At 63.3% G+C, this 17,458-nt stretch carries 13 protein-coding genes; 4 read left to right on the top strand and 9 right to left on the bottom strand.

Annotated features, from left to right (window positions below):
- The first annotated feature begins 18 nt into the window (after positions 1-18).
- Positions 19-660, top strand: a complete 642-nt coding sequence (locus tag FFS45_RS00180; RefSeq protein ID WP_137952681.1) for a LysE family translocator — start codon at positions 19-21, stop codon at positions 658-660.
- A gap of 70 nt (positions 661-730) precedes the next feature.
- Positions 731-1,708 (top strand): DnaJ C-terminal domain-containing protein, encoded by a 978-nt coding sequence (locus tag FFS45_RS00175; protein ID WP_137952680.1) that lies wholly within the window; start codon positions 731-733, stop codon positions 1,706-1,708.
- Between the two features lie 27 nt (positions 1,709-1,735).
- On the opposite strand, the gene FFS45_RS00170 is transcribed toward FFS45_RS00175, so the two are convergent.
- On the bottom strand, positions 1,736-4,081 hold the full coding sequence (locus FFS45_RS00170) for a sensor histidine kinase (RefSeq protein ID WP_137952679.1): 2,346 nt from the start codon (positions 4,079-4,081) through the stop codon (positions 1,736-1,738).
- Between the two features lie 7 nt (positions 4,082-4,088).
- Entirely contained in the window at positions 4,089-4,898 is an 810-nt protein-coding gene (locus FFS45_RS00165; RefSeq protein WP_137953059.1) for a helix-turn-helix domain-containing protein, read from the bottom strand.
- 665 nt (positions 4,899-5,563) lie between these two features.
- Between FFS45_RS00165 and FFS45_RS00160 the strand changes: the two genes are divergently transcribed.
- Positions 5,564-7,258: a YadA-like family protein gene (locus FFS45_RS00160; protein ID WP_137952678.1), complete on the top strand. Its 1,695-nt coding sequence runs from the start codon at positions 5,564-5,566 to the stop codon at positions 7,256-7,258.
- A gap of 462 nt (positions 7,259-7,720) precedes the next feature.
- Here the strand turns inward: FFS45_RS00160 and FFS45_RS00155 are convergent, their stop codons facing one another.
- The 5 genes from FFS45_RS00155 to mdlC form a co-directional block, all read right to left on the bottom strand.
- On the bottom strand, positions 7,721-8,857 hold the full coding sequence (locus tag FFS45_RS00155) for a porin (RefSeq protein WP_137952677.1): 1,137 nt from the start codon (positions 8,855-8,857) through the stop codon (positions 7,721-7,723).
- A gap of 220 nt (positions 8,858-9,077) precedes the next feature.
- The gene (locus tag FFS45_RS00150; RefSeq protein ID WP_137952676.1) at positions 9,078-10,490 is read right to left on the bottom strand and encodes an MFS transporter; all 1,413 of its coding nucleotides are present in this window, start codon (positions 10,488-10,490) and stop codon (positions 9,078-9,080) included.
- A gap of 133 nt (positions 10,491-10,623) precedes the next feature.
- Positions 10,624-11,544 (bottom strand): 2-dehydropantoate 2-reductase, encoded by a 921-nt coding sequence (locus FFS45_RS00145; protein ID WP_137952675.1) that lies wholly within the window; start codon positions 11,542-11,544, stop codon positions 10,624-10,626.
- A 10-nt stretch (positions 11,545-11,554) separates the two neighbouring features.
- On the bottom strand, positions 11,555-13,006 hold the full coding sequence (locus tag FFS45_RS00140) for an aldehyde dehydrogenase (protein WP_137952674.1): 1,452 nt from the start codon (positions 13,004-13,006) through the stop codon (positions 11,555-11,557).
- A 52-nt stretch (positions 13,007-13,058) separates the two neighbouring features.
- Positions 13,059-14,687, bottom strand: a complete 1,629-nt coding sequence (mdlC, locus tag FFS45_RS00135) for a benzoylformate decarboxylase (protein ID WP_137952673.1) — start codon at positions 14,685-14,687, stop codon at positions 13,059-13,061.
- Positions 14,688-14,791: 104 nt separating this feature from the next.
- On the opposite strand from mdlC, the gene FFS45_RS00130 reads away from it, so the two are divergent.
- Complete coding sequence (locus FFS45_RS00130; protein ID WP_137952672.1) at positions 14,792-15,700, top strand: LysR family transcriptional regulator; 909 nt, start codon at positions 14,792-14,794, stop codon at positions 15,698-15,700.
- Positions 15,701-15,719: 19 nt separating this feature from the next.
- On the opposite strand, the gene FFS45_RS00125 is transcribed toward FFS45_RS00130, so the two are convergent.
- Positions 15,720-16,490: an SDR family oxidoreductase gene (locus FFS45_RS00125; RefSeq protein WP_137952671.1), complete on the bottom strand. Its 771-nt coding sequence runs from the start codon at positions 16,488-16,490 to the stop codon at positions 15,720-15,722.
- Positions 16,491-16,563: 73 nt separating this feature from the next.
- Positions 16,564-17,418, bottom strand: a complete 855-nt coding sequence (locus tag FFS45_RS00120) for an alpha/beta hydrolase (RefSeq protein ID WP_137952670.1) — start codon at positions 17,416-17,418, stop codon at positions 16,564-16,566.
- Positions 17,419-17,458: the final 40 nt, after the last annotated feature.

The raw sequence follows: 17,458 nt of genomic DNA, 5'->3' as shown, positions 1-17,458 counted from the left end.
CGATGAGTGAGGCTTGCCATGCCGCTGCAAAATTACTGGCTGTTTCTCCCGGCTTGCTTCGCCATCAACATGGCGCTCGGTCCAAACAATGTACTGTCCATCTCGAACGGAGCGCGCAATGGCGTACGTTGCGCCGTTTCGGTGGCGTTTGGGCGTTTGCTTGCCTTTGCCGTCATGATTGCCATAGCAGGGCTGGGGCTAGGAGCGTTGCTGCTTGCTTCGCAGGCGTTGTTTACCGTGCTGAAGTTCGGTGGAGCGGCCTACCTGGTATGGATCGGGATCAAACTTTTTCGCTCGGGCCCGGCGCTTCTTTCCCGCGTATCTGAAGAGGCCGAGAGCGGCCGCGCATCCCCGAAATGGCGTCAGCTTGCAAAGCAGGAATTTCTGGTTGCCGCCGGAAATCCAAAAGCGATTCTGGTCTTCACCGCTTTTTTCCCACAGTTTGTCGATCGGTCTGCCTATGCGACGAGCTTCGCCGTGCTTGGCTCGACCTTTCTCGTGCTTGAGCTCGTGGCAATTGCTATCTATGCCGTGATCGGAAGCCGTCTTGGGATGCTCGCAAATGGTTCGCGAGGATTCCGCTGGTTCAATCGTGTGAGCGGCTCGGTCATGATCGGCTTCGGCGTGCTACTGGCGTTTCTGCGTCGTCCCGCGACCTGATTGCGGACCATCATCCTGTCACCGCGGTCTTGCTAGACTTGCACTTCGAGAAAGAAAACAGGGAAAACGGGTGAGCCTCGAGGAATACTACAGGCGGCTGGAATTGCCGGGCACGGCGTCACCGGCAGACGTCAAACGCGCATACAGGCGGTTGAGGGCGAAGTATCACCCGGACCGCAACAAGGGGCGCGAGTCGACGGTCGAGCCTGTGTTCAAGCGGATTCAGGAGGCGTTCGAGATTCTGATGGGCAAGCGTAAGCCGCCGGCTTTCAGCCCGGCGGCGGCCGCATCCGGGGAGCGCGAGAAGGAAGCGCCGTCGCGCGAGCACCGCAGCGGGCCACCGATGCGCGGCGCCAACTGCCTGGTCGAACTGTTCGTGCCGCTCGAGGCGGCAATCCATGGTGGTGATGTCGAAGCATGCTATGCGGTGAACGGGCCGTGCCGTCAGTGTCAGAATAAAGCCGCGGATTGCGCGCGCTGCGGCGGTAGCGGCCAATCGGTCTCGGGTGCGCGTTGCAGCGCCTGCGCGGGGACTGGGCGTCCGCTGGCCGGCGACCGGTGTTCCACCTGCCTCGGCACGGGTATCGCGACTTACCGGAAGTCGGAGATCGTCAAGGTTGCCGCCGGTGCGTGGGACGGTCAACGTCTTGTGGTCGAGGGCGGAGGCCATCCCGGACCGAATGGGGGACCGTCTGGGGACGCGATCTTCTCGGTCGCGATTGTGTGCGGCTCGGCTTTTCGTCGCAACGGGCTGAATCTCGCTTGTGAGATTCAGGTTGATTTCGTAACGGCGACGCTTGGCGGCAAATTTGAAGCGCAAATCCTGGGCCGTGCGCTGCCGATCACGATTGCGCCGAACGCTCATGCTGGCAGCACAATACGTCTGCCGGGACGTGGGCTCACGGACCGCAACGGCCTGCGCGGCGAGCTCACGCTGCAACTGGTGCTAACCATGCCGGCTGCCGCTTCACATCTGAGCGGCGACGAACGGGAGCGGCTGCGCGAGATGTTTGCGGATGCGGAGCGCCGGGCACGGCAGCTTTCGTAGCCTGCCGTGTTTGGCTGTGTGCGACTCTCAAAGCTGGGCCTGATTATCGGGCATTAGCCCCTGACCGTTGACTGCGCGGTCTGTCTCGTACGGTGCAAGAGCAAGAGCCTCGGCGCCTGCGAAATCCAGCGTTTCGAGGCAATGCCGCATCTCAGTCAGAAACGCTGCACATGAGGGGTGAATCCTGAGCATGGTTTCGATCCATCGCTCCATGTCGGTCAGGCGTCCGTCCTTTGCAAGAATGGCGAGCTCCCTGCGGTCACTCTCGGGAGGAACACTAACGGCGAGCCGGTGCCTCGACGGTGGGAGGATCTGGGTAGAGCGGGCGGAGGAATACTGCACGACGTTCGCTGGCGAAGCGTTCCGATCTTCCGCAACGGCAACAGCGAGTTCGAAAGAAAACGAGGTACCCCGATGCGGCGTACTTGAGACGCGCAAGTCACCGCCCATTGTGCTGACAATACGCTGCGCAATAAAAAGACCAAGCCCCGTGCTACCGTTCACGGACCGTATCTGGCGAAAAGCCGTCAAGAGCTTCGACTGCTCTTCTATGTCGATACCGATGCCAGTATCCGCTACCTCAAAACCCATGTGCCAGTGATCGTCCTGCCGCCGCGCTCTTACCGTCATCATCACGACGCCGTCACGGGTGAACTTGGACGCATTGGACAGCAAATTGAGCAAGACCTGTTGCAACCGGAGGCCGTCTATCGTCAGTTGGCGGGGTAGCGACGTCAGCGGCTGATAGTGAAACTGATTGTTCAGTTGTACGCAGAGTGCGACCGCGTATTCGGCAATATCATCGAGCAGTGCGGGCAGGTCGGTTACGACCGGGGCAATATTCAACGGTTGCAACTCAGCTTTCGCGTACCCGACCAGTTCGTCGATCAACCCGAGTTGATAGTTCACAGTGCGCTCGATGGACTGTATCAGGCCCGTCTGTTTCGAATCCGCCCGATCCAGCAGCAGTCTCGCATAACCCGTAATGGTTGCAAGTGGCGCACGCAGGTCATGACTGACGAAACCCAAGGTTTCAATCAGTTGCTGGTTTTTCCCTTCCGCGTAGCGCAGGGCCTCGTTCAACTCCAGGGTACGCTGCGCAACCTGTTCGCGCAGCCGGTCACGTTCGGTTCTTTGCCAGTCTGCAAGTTCGGTTCTTGCCGCGATTCGTTGCCTGCCAACGTGGTTTATCCATGCGGCAAGCACAATCAGATTGGTCGCGAGACCAAGGATTGCGACTACCGGGTTCGGATGAATGTCGGACTTCAGCCACGCCAGACCGGCCGGCAAGGAGCCGAGCTCATCGAGCATGCGCACCGCAAAGTTGAACAGCGAGACGATCATGGTGAGCAGCATGATCCGCGCGGTGGGTGTCGATTGACGCGCGAGCAATGCAGCAACGCCTACCGAGACAAGGCCGAGCACCGCGTTGACGTACAAGCCCACCTGCGCGAACACGAACAGGTTGCCGAATGCGGACCCAGCCGCCGCGACGCACTCCAGCAACGCAAAGCCGTACAACACGGAGCGGGCCGGCAGGCTCGCTTTCTCGTCATGTGCGATACGCAAGATGAAGACGATGAACAGCAGCACGGCAATACACCCGAGCACCGTCACGCTTCTGGAGCTCCACTCGCTTGCGTGCGGCCATAGATATATCTTTGTATAGCCGCGATCCGCGGCTTCAAATAGCGCTGTCATGGCGCAAAGCGCCGCCAGTACGAGAAACGTGACGCTGCGGGAAAAATAGGCGATGAGCAGCGCGCACCACGCCAGTGCCAGCGTTCCGCCGATCAATCCTCCGTCCCACAGGGCTGCGCGTTTCTCCAGCGCGTCATAGGCCGCCGCCGGGTACAGCCTCGGTTCGATCGTGAGTGGGGTATTGCTGGCTACCCGGACGAGGAAATCCCGCTGTTCGCCGGGTGCGAGTTCGAAATCCACCAGGGGATAGCGTGAGGAAGCGGGCCGATATGCAAGCGCGGCAGGATCGGTGCTGTCATGGGTCCAGTGGCCGCTACGTTCGCTGTAAAAGTCTACGTGCTGGAGGCGCGCGTCCACGAGCGCGAGAACCAGCGGGAGAGCGGCCGGATTGCCGTTGCTCACCGTCAGGCTTAGCCACCATGCCGAGCGGGTGAAACCTGGCTTCAATCTGTCCTCGCCGGCGGGCAGAAAGCCGCGTGCGTTTCCCGTGCGCAGCGCGAGGATGTCGTCCAGGCTCATCTTGCCTGAGATGTCGTCGAATACCTGCACGTGCTCCAGCGTGGGAACCTGCTGGGCCTGTTTTCCGATCGCGCCGGGACCCGCCGCCAACGCGTGAGTTGTCCACCAAGCCAGGCACATGAACAGCAAGCGGCACCACCAGGCTGTTGTCATGATGGCGTTACTCGGTATCGAGCGCGGGTTCCTCGGTGTTGTCCAGACCCCGAGAGCGGGGTTCTTCCCGATAGGTTGAGGGAGTCGTGCCGAATCGCTCGCGAAACGCCGTAGCGAAATTCGCGGCGCTGGAAAAACCAATCTCTTCGGCGATGCTGGTGATACTCAATGACGTGCTGCTCAACAGCCTTTGCGCAATCCTCAAGCGTTCGTCACGAAGATACTCGAATACGGTCCGGCCCAGGCTGTCGCGAAACGCGCGCGACAATCGCTTTTCATTGGTTCCCACGAGGCGTGCGAGTTGCTCGACCGAAGGCGGATTGTTCAGCCTTTGCGACAAATGCCGAATGGCCGCGCGGACGATGACACCGCTGCCTGTGAGGTCCGAAGCAGGCGCCTCCTCTTCGACCTGGCGTTTGCCCTTCACCCGGTTGAGATGGACGCGAATCCGCGCCAGCACCTCGGCCGGCTCGAATGGTTTGAGCACGTAGTCGACGCCGCCGATTTCCAACCCGTCGAGACGCTCGTGGAGTTCACCGGCCACGGTAAGGAATATGACGGGAATCGCACAGGTGCGCGGGTCCGCTGCAAGTAATCGGCAGGCCGCAAATCCGTCCATTCGTGGCATTCGCACGTCCATCAGGATCAGATCGGGTGAAATTGCCAATGCTCTTTGATATGCCTGCGAACCGTCGAATCCAACGCTAATTCGGCATCCGGCATTGCGCAACACGCCAATTAACAATTGGAGCTGTTCCGGCTGGTCGTCTACCACAAGAAGATGGGCATCCGTGAGGTCGGTATTTCGGGGCAACATCGTGTATGCGAAATGAGCTTGCGGGTAAACGTTCTTGTTGGTTATCGGCAGCTGAATCCGCAAGTTGAGGCTTGCGGAGTATCGATCATGTAAAGCTGCGAAGAATATCAGATTGATATTTCGTTGCGATTCCGGCGGCATAACCGTGTTCGTTTACCCGCAATCTGGGATTGCGCCGGCCGGGCGGCAGGCCCCAAGGGCGCTGTGTGAGCGGCTGCCGTTCCCAAGTTGAAAGCAAACGAATTTTCTCTCGAGCAAAGCACTTCGTCCCCCGGGCAAACGCGTGGCGGAATAACGCTACTCATAATTCCTCGCAACGCCGCGTGAATAAATATTTATCCGTACTTTAGCGAACCCGTATTCGCGCCAGGCGTGCGCCAAATGTTAAATGTTAAGCGCGAAATGTTAAATGGCAATAAAGGCGAAGAGTGATCGCTGTTCATTGCCTCAAGAAATTGTTCATTTTCGGGTGGCGGTAATTTTGACAATCTAGCTATCTCACCGCTTTTGCATTGCATTCCCCGACGCGGCGAATTGATGACGTGCGGGTACCTCGGGGAGGAGGCGGACGGGACAGAACAGGCTAATGCGCCGGGTAGAGCGTGACGGAGACCAGATATGAATATTTTTAATTCCAACTAGACAAGTGTGAAGGGAAAAGTGCAATGAACAAGAGCAGATATAGGTTGGTCTGGAATGACCGGCTTGGCCTGGTGGTAGCCGCAGGCGAGACGCAGCGGGGAGTGCAGGGTAAGCCGGGGCAGGGTTCGGCTCCGGCGAAGTCGAAAGCGTCGCTTGCAGTATTGACGGCGTTGATGCTGTTGCCTGTGGGGCAGGCGTATGCAGATAACCTCGCAGTCGGTGGCGAAAGCAGCACGATCACTTCAACGCTCGGCGGTGCTGCGACCGCGCCCTCCGCCAGCACGGGCGGAGCAAATCCCGCGGTCGCCGGGTCGGATGGAACCAGCCAGGACGAGGCGTTCGGTATCAATACGACAGCCAACGGCGGAGCGGCGGTAGCGGTTGGCGACACGGTCACGGCAAACGGCAGGAATGCGACTTCAGTGGGTAGCAACTCCACGGCCAACGGCGCCAATGCCGTGGCGTACGGCGGCGCGTCGAATGCGAACGGCAGCGACGCTACGGCGATCGGGGCTCAGGCAACGGCATCTGCGGCCTCTACCGTAGCGGTCGGTGCGAATGCGACGTCAAGCGGTCAAGGCGGTGTGGCTGTCGGCGCCGCGGCGAATGCAGTCAGCGCCGCCACGGCACTGGGTGTGGCGGCGACGGCAAGCGGCGGCAGCTCGGTGGCGATCGGTAACACAAGCGTGGCGAGCGGGGCGTCGTCCGTTGCAATCGGTCAGTCCTCGACCACCTCAGCACACGGTGGTGTCGCGATTGGTTTTGGGGCGAACGCGGTGAATATTGGCGATGTGGCGCTTGGAGCCGGAAGCGTGACGGCCGCAGCAAACCCGACGTCGAGCGTAACGATCGGCGGTACGACCTATTCGTTCGCGGGCGCCAACCCGACGAGCGTCGTGAGCGTGGGTGCGCCTGGCGCGGAACGTCAGATCACTAACGTCGCAGCGGGACAGATTTCGGCAACCAGCACGGAGGCGGTGAACGGTTCGCAACTGTTTGCGACGAATTCGGAAGTCAGTGCGCTGGCTACCCAGCTACAGGGGATCTCAGGGACCGCAACGGGTACCGTGAGCACTGCTAGCGGTTCGGGTGCCTCGGCAACCGGTACCAACAGCTCCGCGAACGGTGCGAATGCCATAGCGTCGGCCACCAATAGTTCTGCGACCGGCGGGAGCGCGGCGGCAACTGGCACCAACAGTACGGCGACTGGCGCGAACTCCACAGCGTCGGCCACCAACAGTTCAGCGACCGGCGGGAGTGCAGCGGCATCCGGCACCAGCAGCACGGCATTGGGCGCGAACACGAAGGCGACCGCCGCGAATTCGGTCGCCCTGGGCGAGGGTTCGGTTGCAGATCAGGCGAATACCGTTTCAGTAGGCTCGTCCGGCAACGACCGCCGGATCACCAATGTAGCGGCGGGTATCGATCCGACCGACGCCGTGAACATGTCGCAGTTGCAAGGCGTGCAGGACAGCGTGAATTCCATCGCTCGCAGGGCGTATTCGGGCGTCGCAGGCGCCGTCGCGCTTTCGATGATTCCGGATGTCGATCAAGGCAAGACGATCTCGGTGGGCATAGGCTCGGGTGGCTATCAGGGTTACGGCGCCGTCGCACTCGGTTTTACCGCGCGCATCGGCAACAACATCAAGGTGCGAGGCGGCGCGAGCACCAGTAGTGCGGGCACCAGCTACGGTGGGGGTGTGAGCTACCAGTGGTAAGTACGGGCTGACATTGGAACAACGGATTCGTGCAGGAATGGGCGGTCCGTTGTTCCGGAGATATGCTGTTTTTACTGGCCAGAGATAAGACATTGTAATAATTTTATTATTTCAGGTCGCCGCTAATTCTCTCTGAAAAAACGGGTTTCTCTTCTGGTTTTTACATGGATGTAAAAACTAGAAACATTTGGATATTTCGTAAATTTGCGTATTTTCGTCAATTTGATTTTTGAAAATTAACCAAAATTATGGGATTCGGTGTATTTTATTCGGCTATAAATTTCGGATAATTAAATATAAAAATTGTACGTAATTGAGGCTTGAGACGGAGAACGTCGCAGGTCTTCAGGATCAGCCCATTCGATCGGATCGTCCATTGACCGATCCGGCGCTTGCCCAAGCCGCTTACGGCTCGTGCAAGCGCGTTCACACGCATTCAGCATTCGACACTCGCGCCGCCGTTCAGAAGCTATGCCGGATGCCCGCCATCACACCGAGCTGGCCCATGCCGGGCCCAGGGGTGGTGCCCCCGCCGCCCTGGCTCACGGTATATGCAGCCTTCGCGCTATTCCACAGATACGCGCCTTGCAGATAGACCGCCGACTGCTTCGACAACTGATAGGTCGTGCGCAGCGTCGCAATCGTGCCGCGCGTATCGTCCTGGGCATTGACGATGTGATACACGCCGCCATCGACAATGAACGCCGGCGTGACCGGATACGACGCCGTGAGATAGAACTGGTCCGAGTGCACGTTCGGCGTTGCGGGCGAGACCGTGTCCACGCGGCGGCCGAGCCAGCCGCCGCCAAAGCGCAGATCGGCGATGTGTCCATAACCGTTCAGTTGCATGCGCACGTCCGTGTCGCCTGAGTTGGTCAGCGCGAACGTTGGCGTGCCGTCGTAGAGGTTGGCTGCCGCGCCTGCACCGCCGTGCTGCTCATCGTAGGCCGCGGCCACGCCATAACCGTTGAGGTCGTAGCGCAGCATCGCCGACCATTCGCGGCAGGTCTGCGCGCTGCCCGGCACGGGCCCCACGCAGGTGCCCTGGCCTGGCGAGTTGCCGGTGCCGGTGGAATCGCGGCCGAACGACCATGTCGCGCCGAGCGTGAAGCCGGCGTAGCTGCCCTTGTAGACAATAGTGTTGTCGCTGCGCGCGCTCGGCAGATACTGGTCGAACGACGCGGTGCCGCCGTAGATGTCGGGGCCGAGCAGATCGGCGTCGGCAAGGGCCCAGTACGTCATCGTGTATTGCCGGCCAAAGGTGAGGTTGCCGTAGGGGCTGCTGAGGCCTACCCATGCCTGGCGCCCGAACAGGCGCCCGCCCTGGTTTAACGTGCCGCTGCGCATGTTGAAGCCACTTTCGAGCGCGAAGATCGCCGAGAGCCCGCCGCCCAGGTCCTCTTTGCCGCGCAAGCCCCAACGCGACGGCACTTCGCCGGTGATACCGGGCATGCGCACCACGCTGTCGCCGGCGGCGTCCGCGTGCGAGACGTACTCGATGCCGGTGTCGACGATGCCATACAACGTGACGCTGCTCTGCGCCCATGCTGTGGCGCTCATGCCCGCAAGCGCGAGCCCTGCTGCAATCTGAAGCTTCATGTTTTGCTGGTTCTCCTGTGGCGCGGGTGTCGATGCAAGGGCATCGTCCGGGCGTGTTATCGATTGCTTATAGGATGGGTAGGACAATAATTTACTAAGTAGTAATCCTAAATATAAAACCAGGATTGCTGGGAGCGCGCGAAACCAGAGGAGTATCAAATGCGCGGCGCCAGCCTGGCGGGAGAAGGCGCTGACGCCTTCTCCCGGGGCCACCGCAGTTTTAGCGGCGGATCTCTTTCACACTCCTGGGAATGTGCCGGCCAACCACGGCTAGCGCCAGCAGGACGAGCGCCATCGCCGCGCCGAGCATCAGCAGATAGCCCGAGGCGCCGGCCGCCGTGATCACGAGCGCGCCCGCGAACGCGCTGAGGATCGCGCCAAGGCGGCCGAACGCGAGCGCCGACGCAGTGCCGGTCGCGCGCACACCGGTCGGATAGACATAGGCACACAAGGCGTACATCGTCGACTGGACGGCGTTGACGAACAGGCCGTGCAGTCCGAGACCGACGATCAGCAGCGCGGTGTGCTGCGTCGCGCCGACGCCGAGCATGATCCACGCACTGACCGCACCGCCCGCGCAGCACAGCAGCAGCGGCCCGCGCGAGCCGTAGCGCGCGATAGCGAGCGCGCAGGCGAGTGCGCCGATTACGCCGCCGAGGTTGTAGGCGGAGAGGCCGTACCCCGCGAGCGACACCGACAGTCCTTCGCTCGTCAGCATGGTCGGCAGCCAGCTGAACGCGCTGTACACGGCGAGCAGGCACATGAAGAACGCTGCCCAGATCGCCGCGGTATCGCGCGCGCGACCGTCGCGAAACAGCGCGGTGAAGCCGACGTGCTTTTCGGCGCTTTGCTCGCGGACATCGGTGAAGGCCGCGTCGGGAGGAACCTCACGTCCCATACGTGCGAGCAGGCGCACGAGATCGGGCCAGCGCTTCGGGCGGCGCGCGAGAAAGCGCGGCGACTCAGGCAAGGCTGCCAGCAGTACCACGGCAAGCAGCAGCGGCAGCACACCGCCCGCAAAAAACAGCCCGCGCCAGCCGTACGCGGGCAACACCTGGCCCGCGAAAAGCCCGGCCAGCATGCCGCCGAGCGGCACGCACACAATCGTTGCGGTGACGGCGAAGGTGCGTGAGCGCGCGGGCGTGAACTCCGCGGTGATGGTCGTGGACGTAGGAAGCGCGCCGCCAATGCCGAGGCCCGCGACGAAGCGCAGCGCGGCGATGGTGGCGACGTTCGGCGCGAGGCCGATTGCGCAGGTGGCCGCGCCAAACACCAGCACGCTGCCGATCACGGCCCAGCGTCGGCCGAAGCGGTCGGCGAAGAGTCCCACGAACGCGCTGCCGATGCCCATGCCCGTGAGCCCCGCCGCGACCACAGGCGCAAACGCGTTGCGCGTGATGCCCCACTCCTTGATCAGCACGGGAATCGCGAAACCGATCAACTGGCTGTCGAACCCGTCGACGACGATAGCGAGCGCCGCGAGTATGGCGGCGATCCGCTGTAGCAGCGCATAGGGACCGTCATCGAGCGCATGGCCGATATCGACGGTCGTGCCGCCGTAGCTAAGCGCAGGGCTGCCGGCGCCGCCAAGCGGCGTGGTCCCGGCAGCCGGAGCAGGGGAAAAGTGACTCATCGGTTGTCTCCTTGATGCGCGTCGTGCGCGCATGCGTTTGTAATGGTGGTGCGAGTATGGGCGGTCGCCCGCACGAACTGAATTTCCGATTTGAGCAAAAGCCATGTCGTTTCGGCATGGCCCGCGTGCGCGGTCAACGTGCGCGCGCGTCGACTAGCCGTACCAGGTGCAGCAGCGTTTCGGTACACACCGCCCCGAGGCCGGCCGCGCGTGCGGCCTCGACCACGGCGCCGTTGATTGCCTCGATCTCGGTGCGGCGTCCGGCCAGCACATCCTGCAGCATGGACGGACGATGCGCGCGGTGATGCGCCAGCGCATGGCGCACATTTGACGCTACGTGCGCTTCGTTGGCCGCAATACCATGCGCGTTCGCTACCGCCACAGTTTCGCGGACGATCGTCAGCGCAAGCGCCTCGCCGTCCGGTGTGTGGGTCAACTCGCCGACCGTGCATTGCGTTACCGCACACAGGCTGTTGAGTGCGGCATTGAACGCGACCTTTTCCCAGATCGCCGCCCAGACGTCGGGGTCCGCGGTGCAATGCAGGCCCGCCTCATTGAGTGCGTTCACAGTTCGTTCGAGCGCCGGGGTATGCGCGCCATCGGCGCTCATCAGGCGGATCGCGCCGCTGCCGTGAGAACTGACGCGGCCGGGTTCCGACTTGTCCGCGGGCCATGTCGTCACGCCGACCAGCACACGCTGCGGCGCAGCGAAGCGTGCGAGCCGCTCGGCGTTGCCGAGGCCGTTCTGCAGCGATAGCAGCGCGGTCTGGGGGCCCAGCACCGTGCGCGCCGCCGTGAGCGCGGCGTCGGTGTGCAGTGTCTTGGTGAAGACGATCAGCAGATCGACCGGCTGTGTGGCCGCTTCGGGACGCAGCGCCGTGAGGTTGCGCACGATGCGCTCGCCCGTGTCGGTCGCGAGCCGTAGCCCGTCGCGCCGGATGGCCTCGAGATGGGCCTCGTCGATGTCGAGCAGGCTCACCGAGTGCCCGGCCTCGGCGAGCAGGCCACCAAACAGCGACCCCATCGCGCCCGCGCCCAGTATCGCGATCTGCATGGTATGCCCCTCAGAACGGATAGTGGCGCGGCGTGGTCTGCAGCGTGATCCAGCGCAGTTCGGTGAACTCGGCAATGCCCGCCTTGCCGCCAAAACGCCCGAAGCCGCTGTCCTTGACGCCGCCGAACGGCATCTGCGCTTCGTCGTGTACGGTCGGCCCGTTGATGTGGCAGATGCCGGATTCGATGCGCCGCGCCACGTTCAGGGCTCGTGCGCTGTCGCGGCTGAAGACGGCCGAGGAGAGCCCATACGGATTGTCGTTGGCGCAGGCGATCGCGGCCTCTTCGTCACGCACGCGCACGATGGCTTTGACGGGGCCGAACGATTCGTCGTGGTAAATGCGCATGTCAGGCGTGACGTGATCGAGCAGCGTGGCGGGCATCAACGTGTTGTCGGCCTTGCCGCCGCACACGAGCGTGGCGCCTTTCGCGAGCGCGTCGTCGATCAGCGCGTTGCAGCGCTCAACGGTGCTCATGTCGACCACCGAGCCGAGCACGACCGGCCCTTTGCGCGGATCGCCGAGCGGCAGGGCGCGGGCGCGTGCGCCGAGGCGGTCGGCAAAAGCATCGGCAAGCCGCTCGTCCACGACGATGCGCTCGGTCGACATGCAGATCTGCCCGGAGTTTGCGAACGCGCCGAACACTGCTGCGTTCACGGCCGCGTCGAGATCGGCGTCGTCGAGCACGACGAACGGCGCCTTGCCGCCCAGTTCGAGCACCGCGGGCTTCAGGTGACGCGCACATTGCTCCGCGATCAGGCGGCCCACGCGTGTCGAGCCGGTGAAGTTCACGCGCCGTACCTTCGGGTGCGCGATCATCGTTTCGACGATCTTCGCGGCGTCCGCGGGTGCGTTCGTCACGAAGTTGACGGCGCCGCGCGGCAGTCCGGCCTCCTGGATCGCTTCGATGATCAGGCCGTGCGTCGCCGGGCAAATCTCCGAGCCCTTCAGTACGACGGTATTGCCGCAGGCAAGCGGCAGCGCGATGGCGCGCACCGCCAGGATCACGGGGGCGTTCCACGGCGCGATGCCGAGCACGACGCCTGCCGGCTGGCGCACGCCCATCGCGAGACTGCCGGGCACGTCGGAGGGAATCAGCTCGCCGCCGATCTGCGTGGTCATCGCGGCGGCCTCGAGCAGGCCTTGCGCGGCGAGATGCACATTGAAGCCGGCCCACAGGCCGGAGGCGCCGGTCTCCGCCGCCATCGCCCCGGCGAACGCATCGGCTTTCGCTTCGAGCGCGTGCGCGGCCTTCGTGAGCAATGCACGACGCTCGCCTGGCCCGAGTGCCGACCATACGGGGAACGCACGCGCGGCGGCGTCCACGGCCGCCTGGGCGTCTTCGACAGACGCGGCGGGCGAGCGTGAAGCGATGCTTCCATCCAGCGGGTTGCGGCGCTCGAACGTTGCGCCGTTGCGCGCCGCTACCTGTTCTCCGTCGATCAACATCGACACAGTCTTCATGGTTTGTCTCCTATGCCACGTAAAGCTCGATTCTTTGTTAAGGGTGATCCGGTCAGGCGACGAGCACTTCGACGAGCACAGGTGCCTCGTTGGCAAGCGCGCTGCGCAGCGCGTCGTGCAACTGCGCGGCTTCGCTCACGCGCACGCCGGGGCAGCCCATGCCGCTGGCAATCGTAACGAAGTCGAGGCCCGGCAGGTCGGTGCCCTGAACCGGATCACCAGGGCCGAAGCCGAACTCCGGCGCGAAATCCTGCAAGGCCGCGTAGCGCGTATTGTTCAGGATGACGAATGTGATGGGGAGATGAAGCTGCACGGCGCTCCAGATCGCCTGAATCGAGTACATGCTGGAGCCGTCACCGATCAACGCGATTACGCGTTCGCCGCGGCGCGCAAGCGCGACACCGACGGCAGCCGGCATGCCATGGCCGAGGCCGCCGCTGTCCATGGTGAAGAAGCCGGCCGCCCGCTCGATCGGCAGGTAAGACTGCATCACCGGTCGCGAGCTCGGCGCTTCCTCGACGACAATGTCTTCGATGTTGCGAACCTGAGCAAGCGTTTGCAGCGCAAACGCCACCGACATGCGCTCGCCCGGCCCGGCTGGCGGCAGCGCGAGCGGGGGCGCCGGCCGCGGAGCGGGCAGCGCGCGTTCACGCGGCGCGGGCCGCTCGAGCAGATCGCGCACGCCGAGCCGCACATTGCCGACGGCGGCCACGCCTTGCGGCGTCCAGGCGGCGGTGCCCGGATCGTCGATGAGCTGGCACAGGTGCGCACCGGGCGGCACGTGCGGGCCGTGGCCTTCGACGTGATAGGTGAAGGCGGGTGCGCCGAGCGCAAAGACGAGATCGTGGCTGCCCAGCAACCCGACAATGCGCTCGCGCATCGCCGGCAGGAAGCCGGCGAACAGCCGGTGCGTCTCGGGGAAGCTGCAGCGCCCGCTCATCGGCGCGACGAACACGCGGGCCCGATGACGCTCGGCGAGGCGCACGACGTCCTCGACGGCGCCGGCGCGGTCGACGGCAGCGCCGACCACGAAGGCGGGCCGCTCACATGCATCGAGCAGTGAGCCAATCCGCGCAAGCATCTCCGGATCGGGCCGCGTGATGTGCGCCACCGAGCGTTCGGGCAATAGCTCGGCGGGCTGGTCCCAGTCATCGACGGGAATCGAGACGAACACCGGGCCGCGCGGTTCCTGCATCGCGACCGCGTAGGCGCGCGCAATCGCGAGCGGCACGTCCTGCGCACGCGCGGGTTCGATGCTCCATTTCACATACGGTTTGGGCAGCTCGGTTGCCTGGGATGCCGCGAGGAACGGCTCGAACGGCAGAATCGAACGCGCCTGCTGGCCGGCCGTGACGACGAGCGGCGTGCGGTTGCGGAACGCCGTGAAGATATTGCCCATCGCGTTGCCGACGCCGGCCGCCGAGTGCAGGTTCACGAGCGCTGCGTTGCCGCTCGCCTGCGCATAGCCGTCCGCCATGCCGACGACGACAGCCTCCTGCAAGCCGAGCACATAGCGGAAATCGGCCGGGAAATCGCGGAACATCGGCAGCTCGGTCGAGCCGGGATTTGCAAAGATCGACGTCATGCCGACGCGGCGCGCGAAGTCGATCACCGCATCGCGCACGGTTGTGCCTTGCGCGACGCCATTCTGTTTGTCCTGCCGGGGCGCGCTGCCTGTCATTGGAAGCCTCCTGTTACCTGAGCGCGTGATGTCGATGGGGCATTATCGCGAGGCTCGGGGTAATCCGAAATTGCCTATTCGACAAAAAGGCATTACCTTTTGGCATGCCTTTCAATCTACAACAACTGCATGCGTTTGCCACCATTGTCGCGACCGGCAGCCTCGGCCGCGCGGCGGAGACGCTGCATGTCACGCAGCCCGCACTCAGCCGGGCGATTCGCCGGCTTGAGGATCAGGTCGGTGCGCCGCTATTTGAACGCCATTCGCGCGGCATGCACCTGACCGCCGTCGGCGAGGCGCTGCTGCCTCACGCACTTTTGCTGCAGCGCGAGGCCGAACAGGCGCGTGAGGAGATCGACGCGATGCGCGGGCTCGCCCGCGGCACGATTCGCTGCGGCGCGGTGGGCAGCATTGCGAGTCTGGTATTGCCGCTCGCCGTGAGCGGCGTGCTTGAAAAGTGGCCTAAATTGCGGGTTGAAATCATCGAGGGCGTGTGGGACCGTCTGGCCGATGCGCTCGTGCGGCGTGAAATCGATCTGGCGCTGAGCATGGCCGTGCCCGACACGGAAGAGATCACGGCGATCGCCGACTGCCGCTGGGAAGACGCCAGCTATGTGGTGGCGGCGCTCGATCATCCGTTGCGGCGCAAGCCTGGGCTGACCCTTGCGGACACGCTCGACGAGCAATGGGCGATTCCGCCGCGCGGCACGGCCCCGTTCGAACACCTGCAGCAGGTGTTCGCCGAGCATGGGCTGGGTCTGCCGAATGTGGTGGTCGAGACGCGCTCGATCACCGTGCTGAAGAGTCTCGTTGCGCGCTCGGGGTTCCTGAGCTGGATGGCCTCGACGATGTACGGGACGGAGAGCAAGGCGGGGGTCTTCGATACGCTCGACCTGCCTGGCGTGGTGGGCCGGCGCACGCTCACCGCATTCCGGCGCCGTGACGGCATTCTGCCGAGCCCTGCCGTGAAGCTGCTTGAGCAGCTACGGCAGTTGACGGCAGGGGCGCAGTGACCGGCGCCGGTAACGAGGTTCAGATCGACTTGACCTCGCCGCCGTCCATCCGCAGCGTCGAGCCCGTCATCCAATGCGCCGCAGGCGACACGAGGAACGCCATGAGCTCGGCGATTTCCTCGGGCGTGCCGTACCTCGCAATGCCCGCTTCAAGAGGAAACTTGGCCGTTGCCTCTTCCACCGTCATGTTGTGCAGCGGCGCCCAGTGTTCCAGGTAGGACTGCCGCCGACCGGTCATCACCGGGCCAGGCAGCACACTGTTGACCTGCACGCCGTCTGCGATGCCCCTGTCCGAGAACGCTTTTGCCAGCGCCACGATTGCCGCGTTGATCGTGCCGACCGCGGCGTACGGCGCCTTTGGAAACAGTGCCGAATTGCCCGACATCAACACCACGGACCCTGAGGTTTTCTTCAGCGACGGCCACGCCGCCACCGTCAGGCGCCGCGCTCCATGCAGCTTCAGCGCGAGGCCGCGGTCCCATTGCTCATCGGTCATTTCGAAGACGTCGATTTGCGGCACGGCGCCCGCGATATTGAGCAACGCGTCGATCTGGCCGAAGGCCGAGAGCGTCTGATCGACGATCTGCTGCGCGGCCTGCGGTTCGGACAGGTCGAGATCGATTGCGAGAGCTTCGGCGCCAGCCTTTTTTACATCGGCGGCGGTCTGCTCGAGGTTCTCGCGGTTGCGCGCAACCAGCACGATCGAGCCGAAATCGCGCGCAAGCCGGATGGCGGTTGAACGGCCGATCCCCTGACTCGCGCCGGTGACGATAGCGACTTTACTGGACATTTCCTTTCTCCTTGAACGGTAAGTGAACAATGAGCGAGCGGTTCCAATGCACTTTCAGCGATTGGCGGCCGCGTCAGCGATTCAGGAATTCGCCAATCGCCGCGGCGATTTCCGTGGCGTGGGTTTCCAGTGCGAAGTGCCCGGTGTCGAAGAATCGCACCACGGCGGCCGGCACGTCGCGGCGAAATGCTTCGGCACCAGCGGGCAGAAAGAACGGATCGTTCTTTCCCCACACCGCAAGAAGCGGCGGTCGATGCGTGCGGAAGTACTCCTGAAACGCCGGATAGAGCGCCACGTTGCTTCGATAGTCGCGGAACAGATCGAGTTGCACTTCATCGGCGCCGGGGCGGCTCAGGTAGAACTCGTCGAGCGAATAGCCGTCGGGCGAGATGCGTGTGGTGTCAGGCACGCCGTGCGTGTATTGCCATACGGTCGTCTCGTGCGTCAGCAGCGCACGAAGCGCCTCGCGGTTCGCGCTCGACGGGTCGTGCCAGTAGGCGCGGATCGGATTCCAGCCGTCGCTGAGCCCTTCTTCGTAGGCGTTGCCGTTCTGCGAAATGATCGCGGCGATCCGTTCGGGATGCGCAAGCGCAAGCCGAAAGCCCGTGGGCGCGCCGTAGTCGAAGACATACACTGCAAAGCGGTCGAAACCGACAAGTTCAGTGAAGCGACCAATGACTTTGGCGATGTTGTCGAAAGTGTAGGTAAACACCTCGCGGCTCGGCATATCCGATTTGCCGAAGCCGGGCAGATCAGGCGCGATGATATGAAAACGTTCTGCCAGCCTGGGGATCAGGTCGCGAAACATATGGCTCGACGAAGGAAAGCCGTGCAGGAGCAGCAGTTTCGGGGCGCCTGACTTTCCGGCTTCGCGATAGAACACCTTGAGGCCGTCTACGTCAGCGTAACGATAGGCAATTGAGGACATGAGCTTTCTCCAAAGTATCAAGTGGTCTGCCGGATATGGC

The organism is Burkholderia sp. 4M9327F10, from assembly GCF_005503145.1.
GTDB lineage: Bacteria > Pseudomonadota > Gammaproteobacteria > Burkholderiales > Burkholderiaceae > Paraburkholderia.
This window is presented reverse-complemented; position numbering and strand designations above follow the sequence as displayed.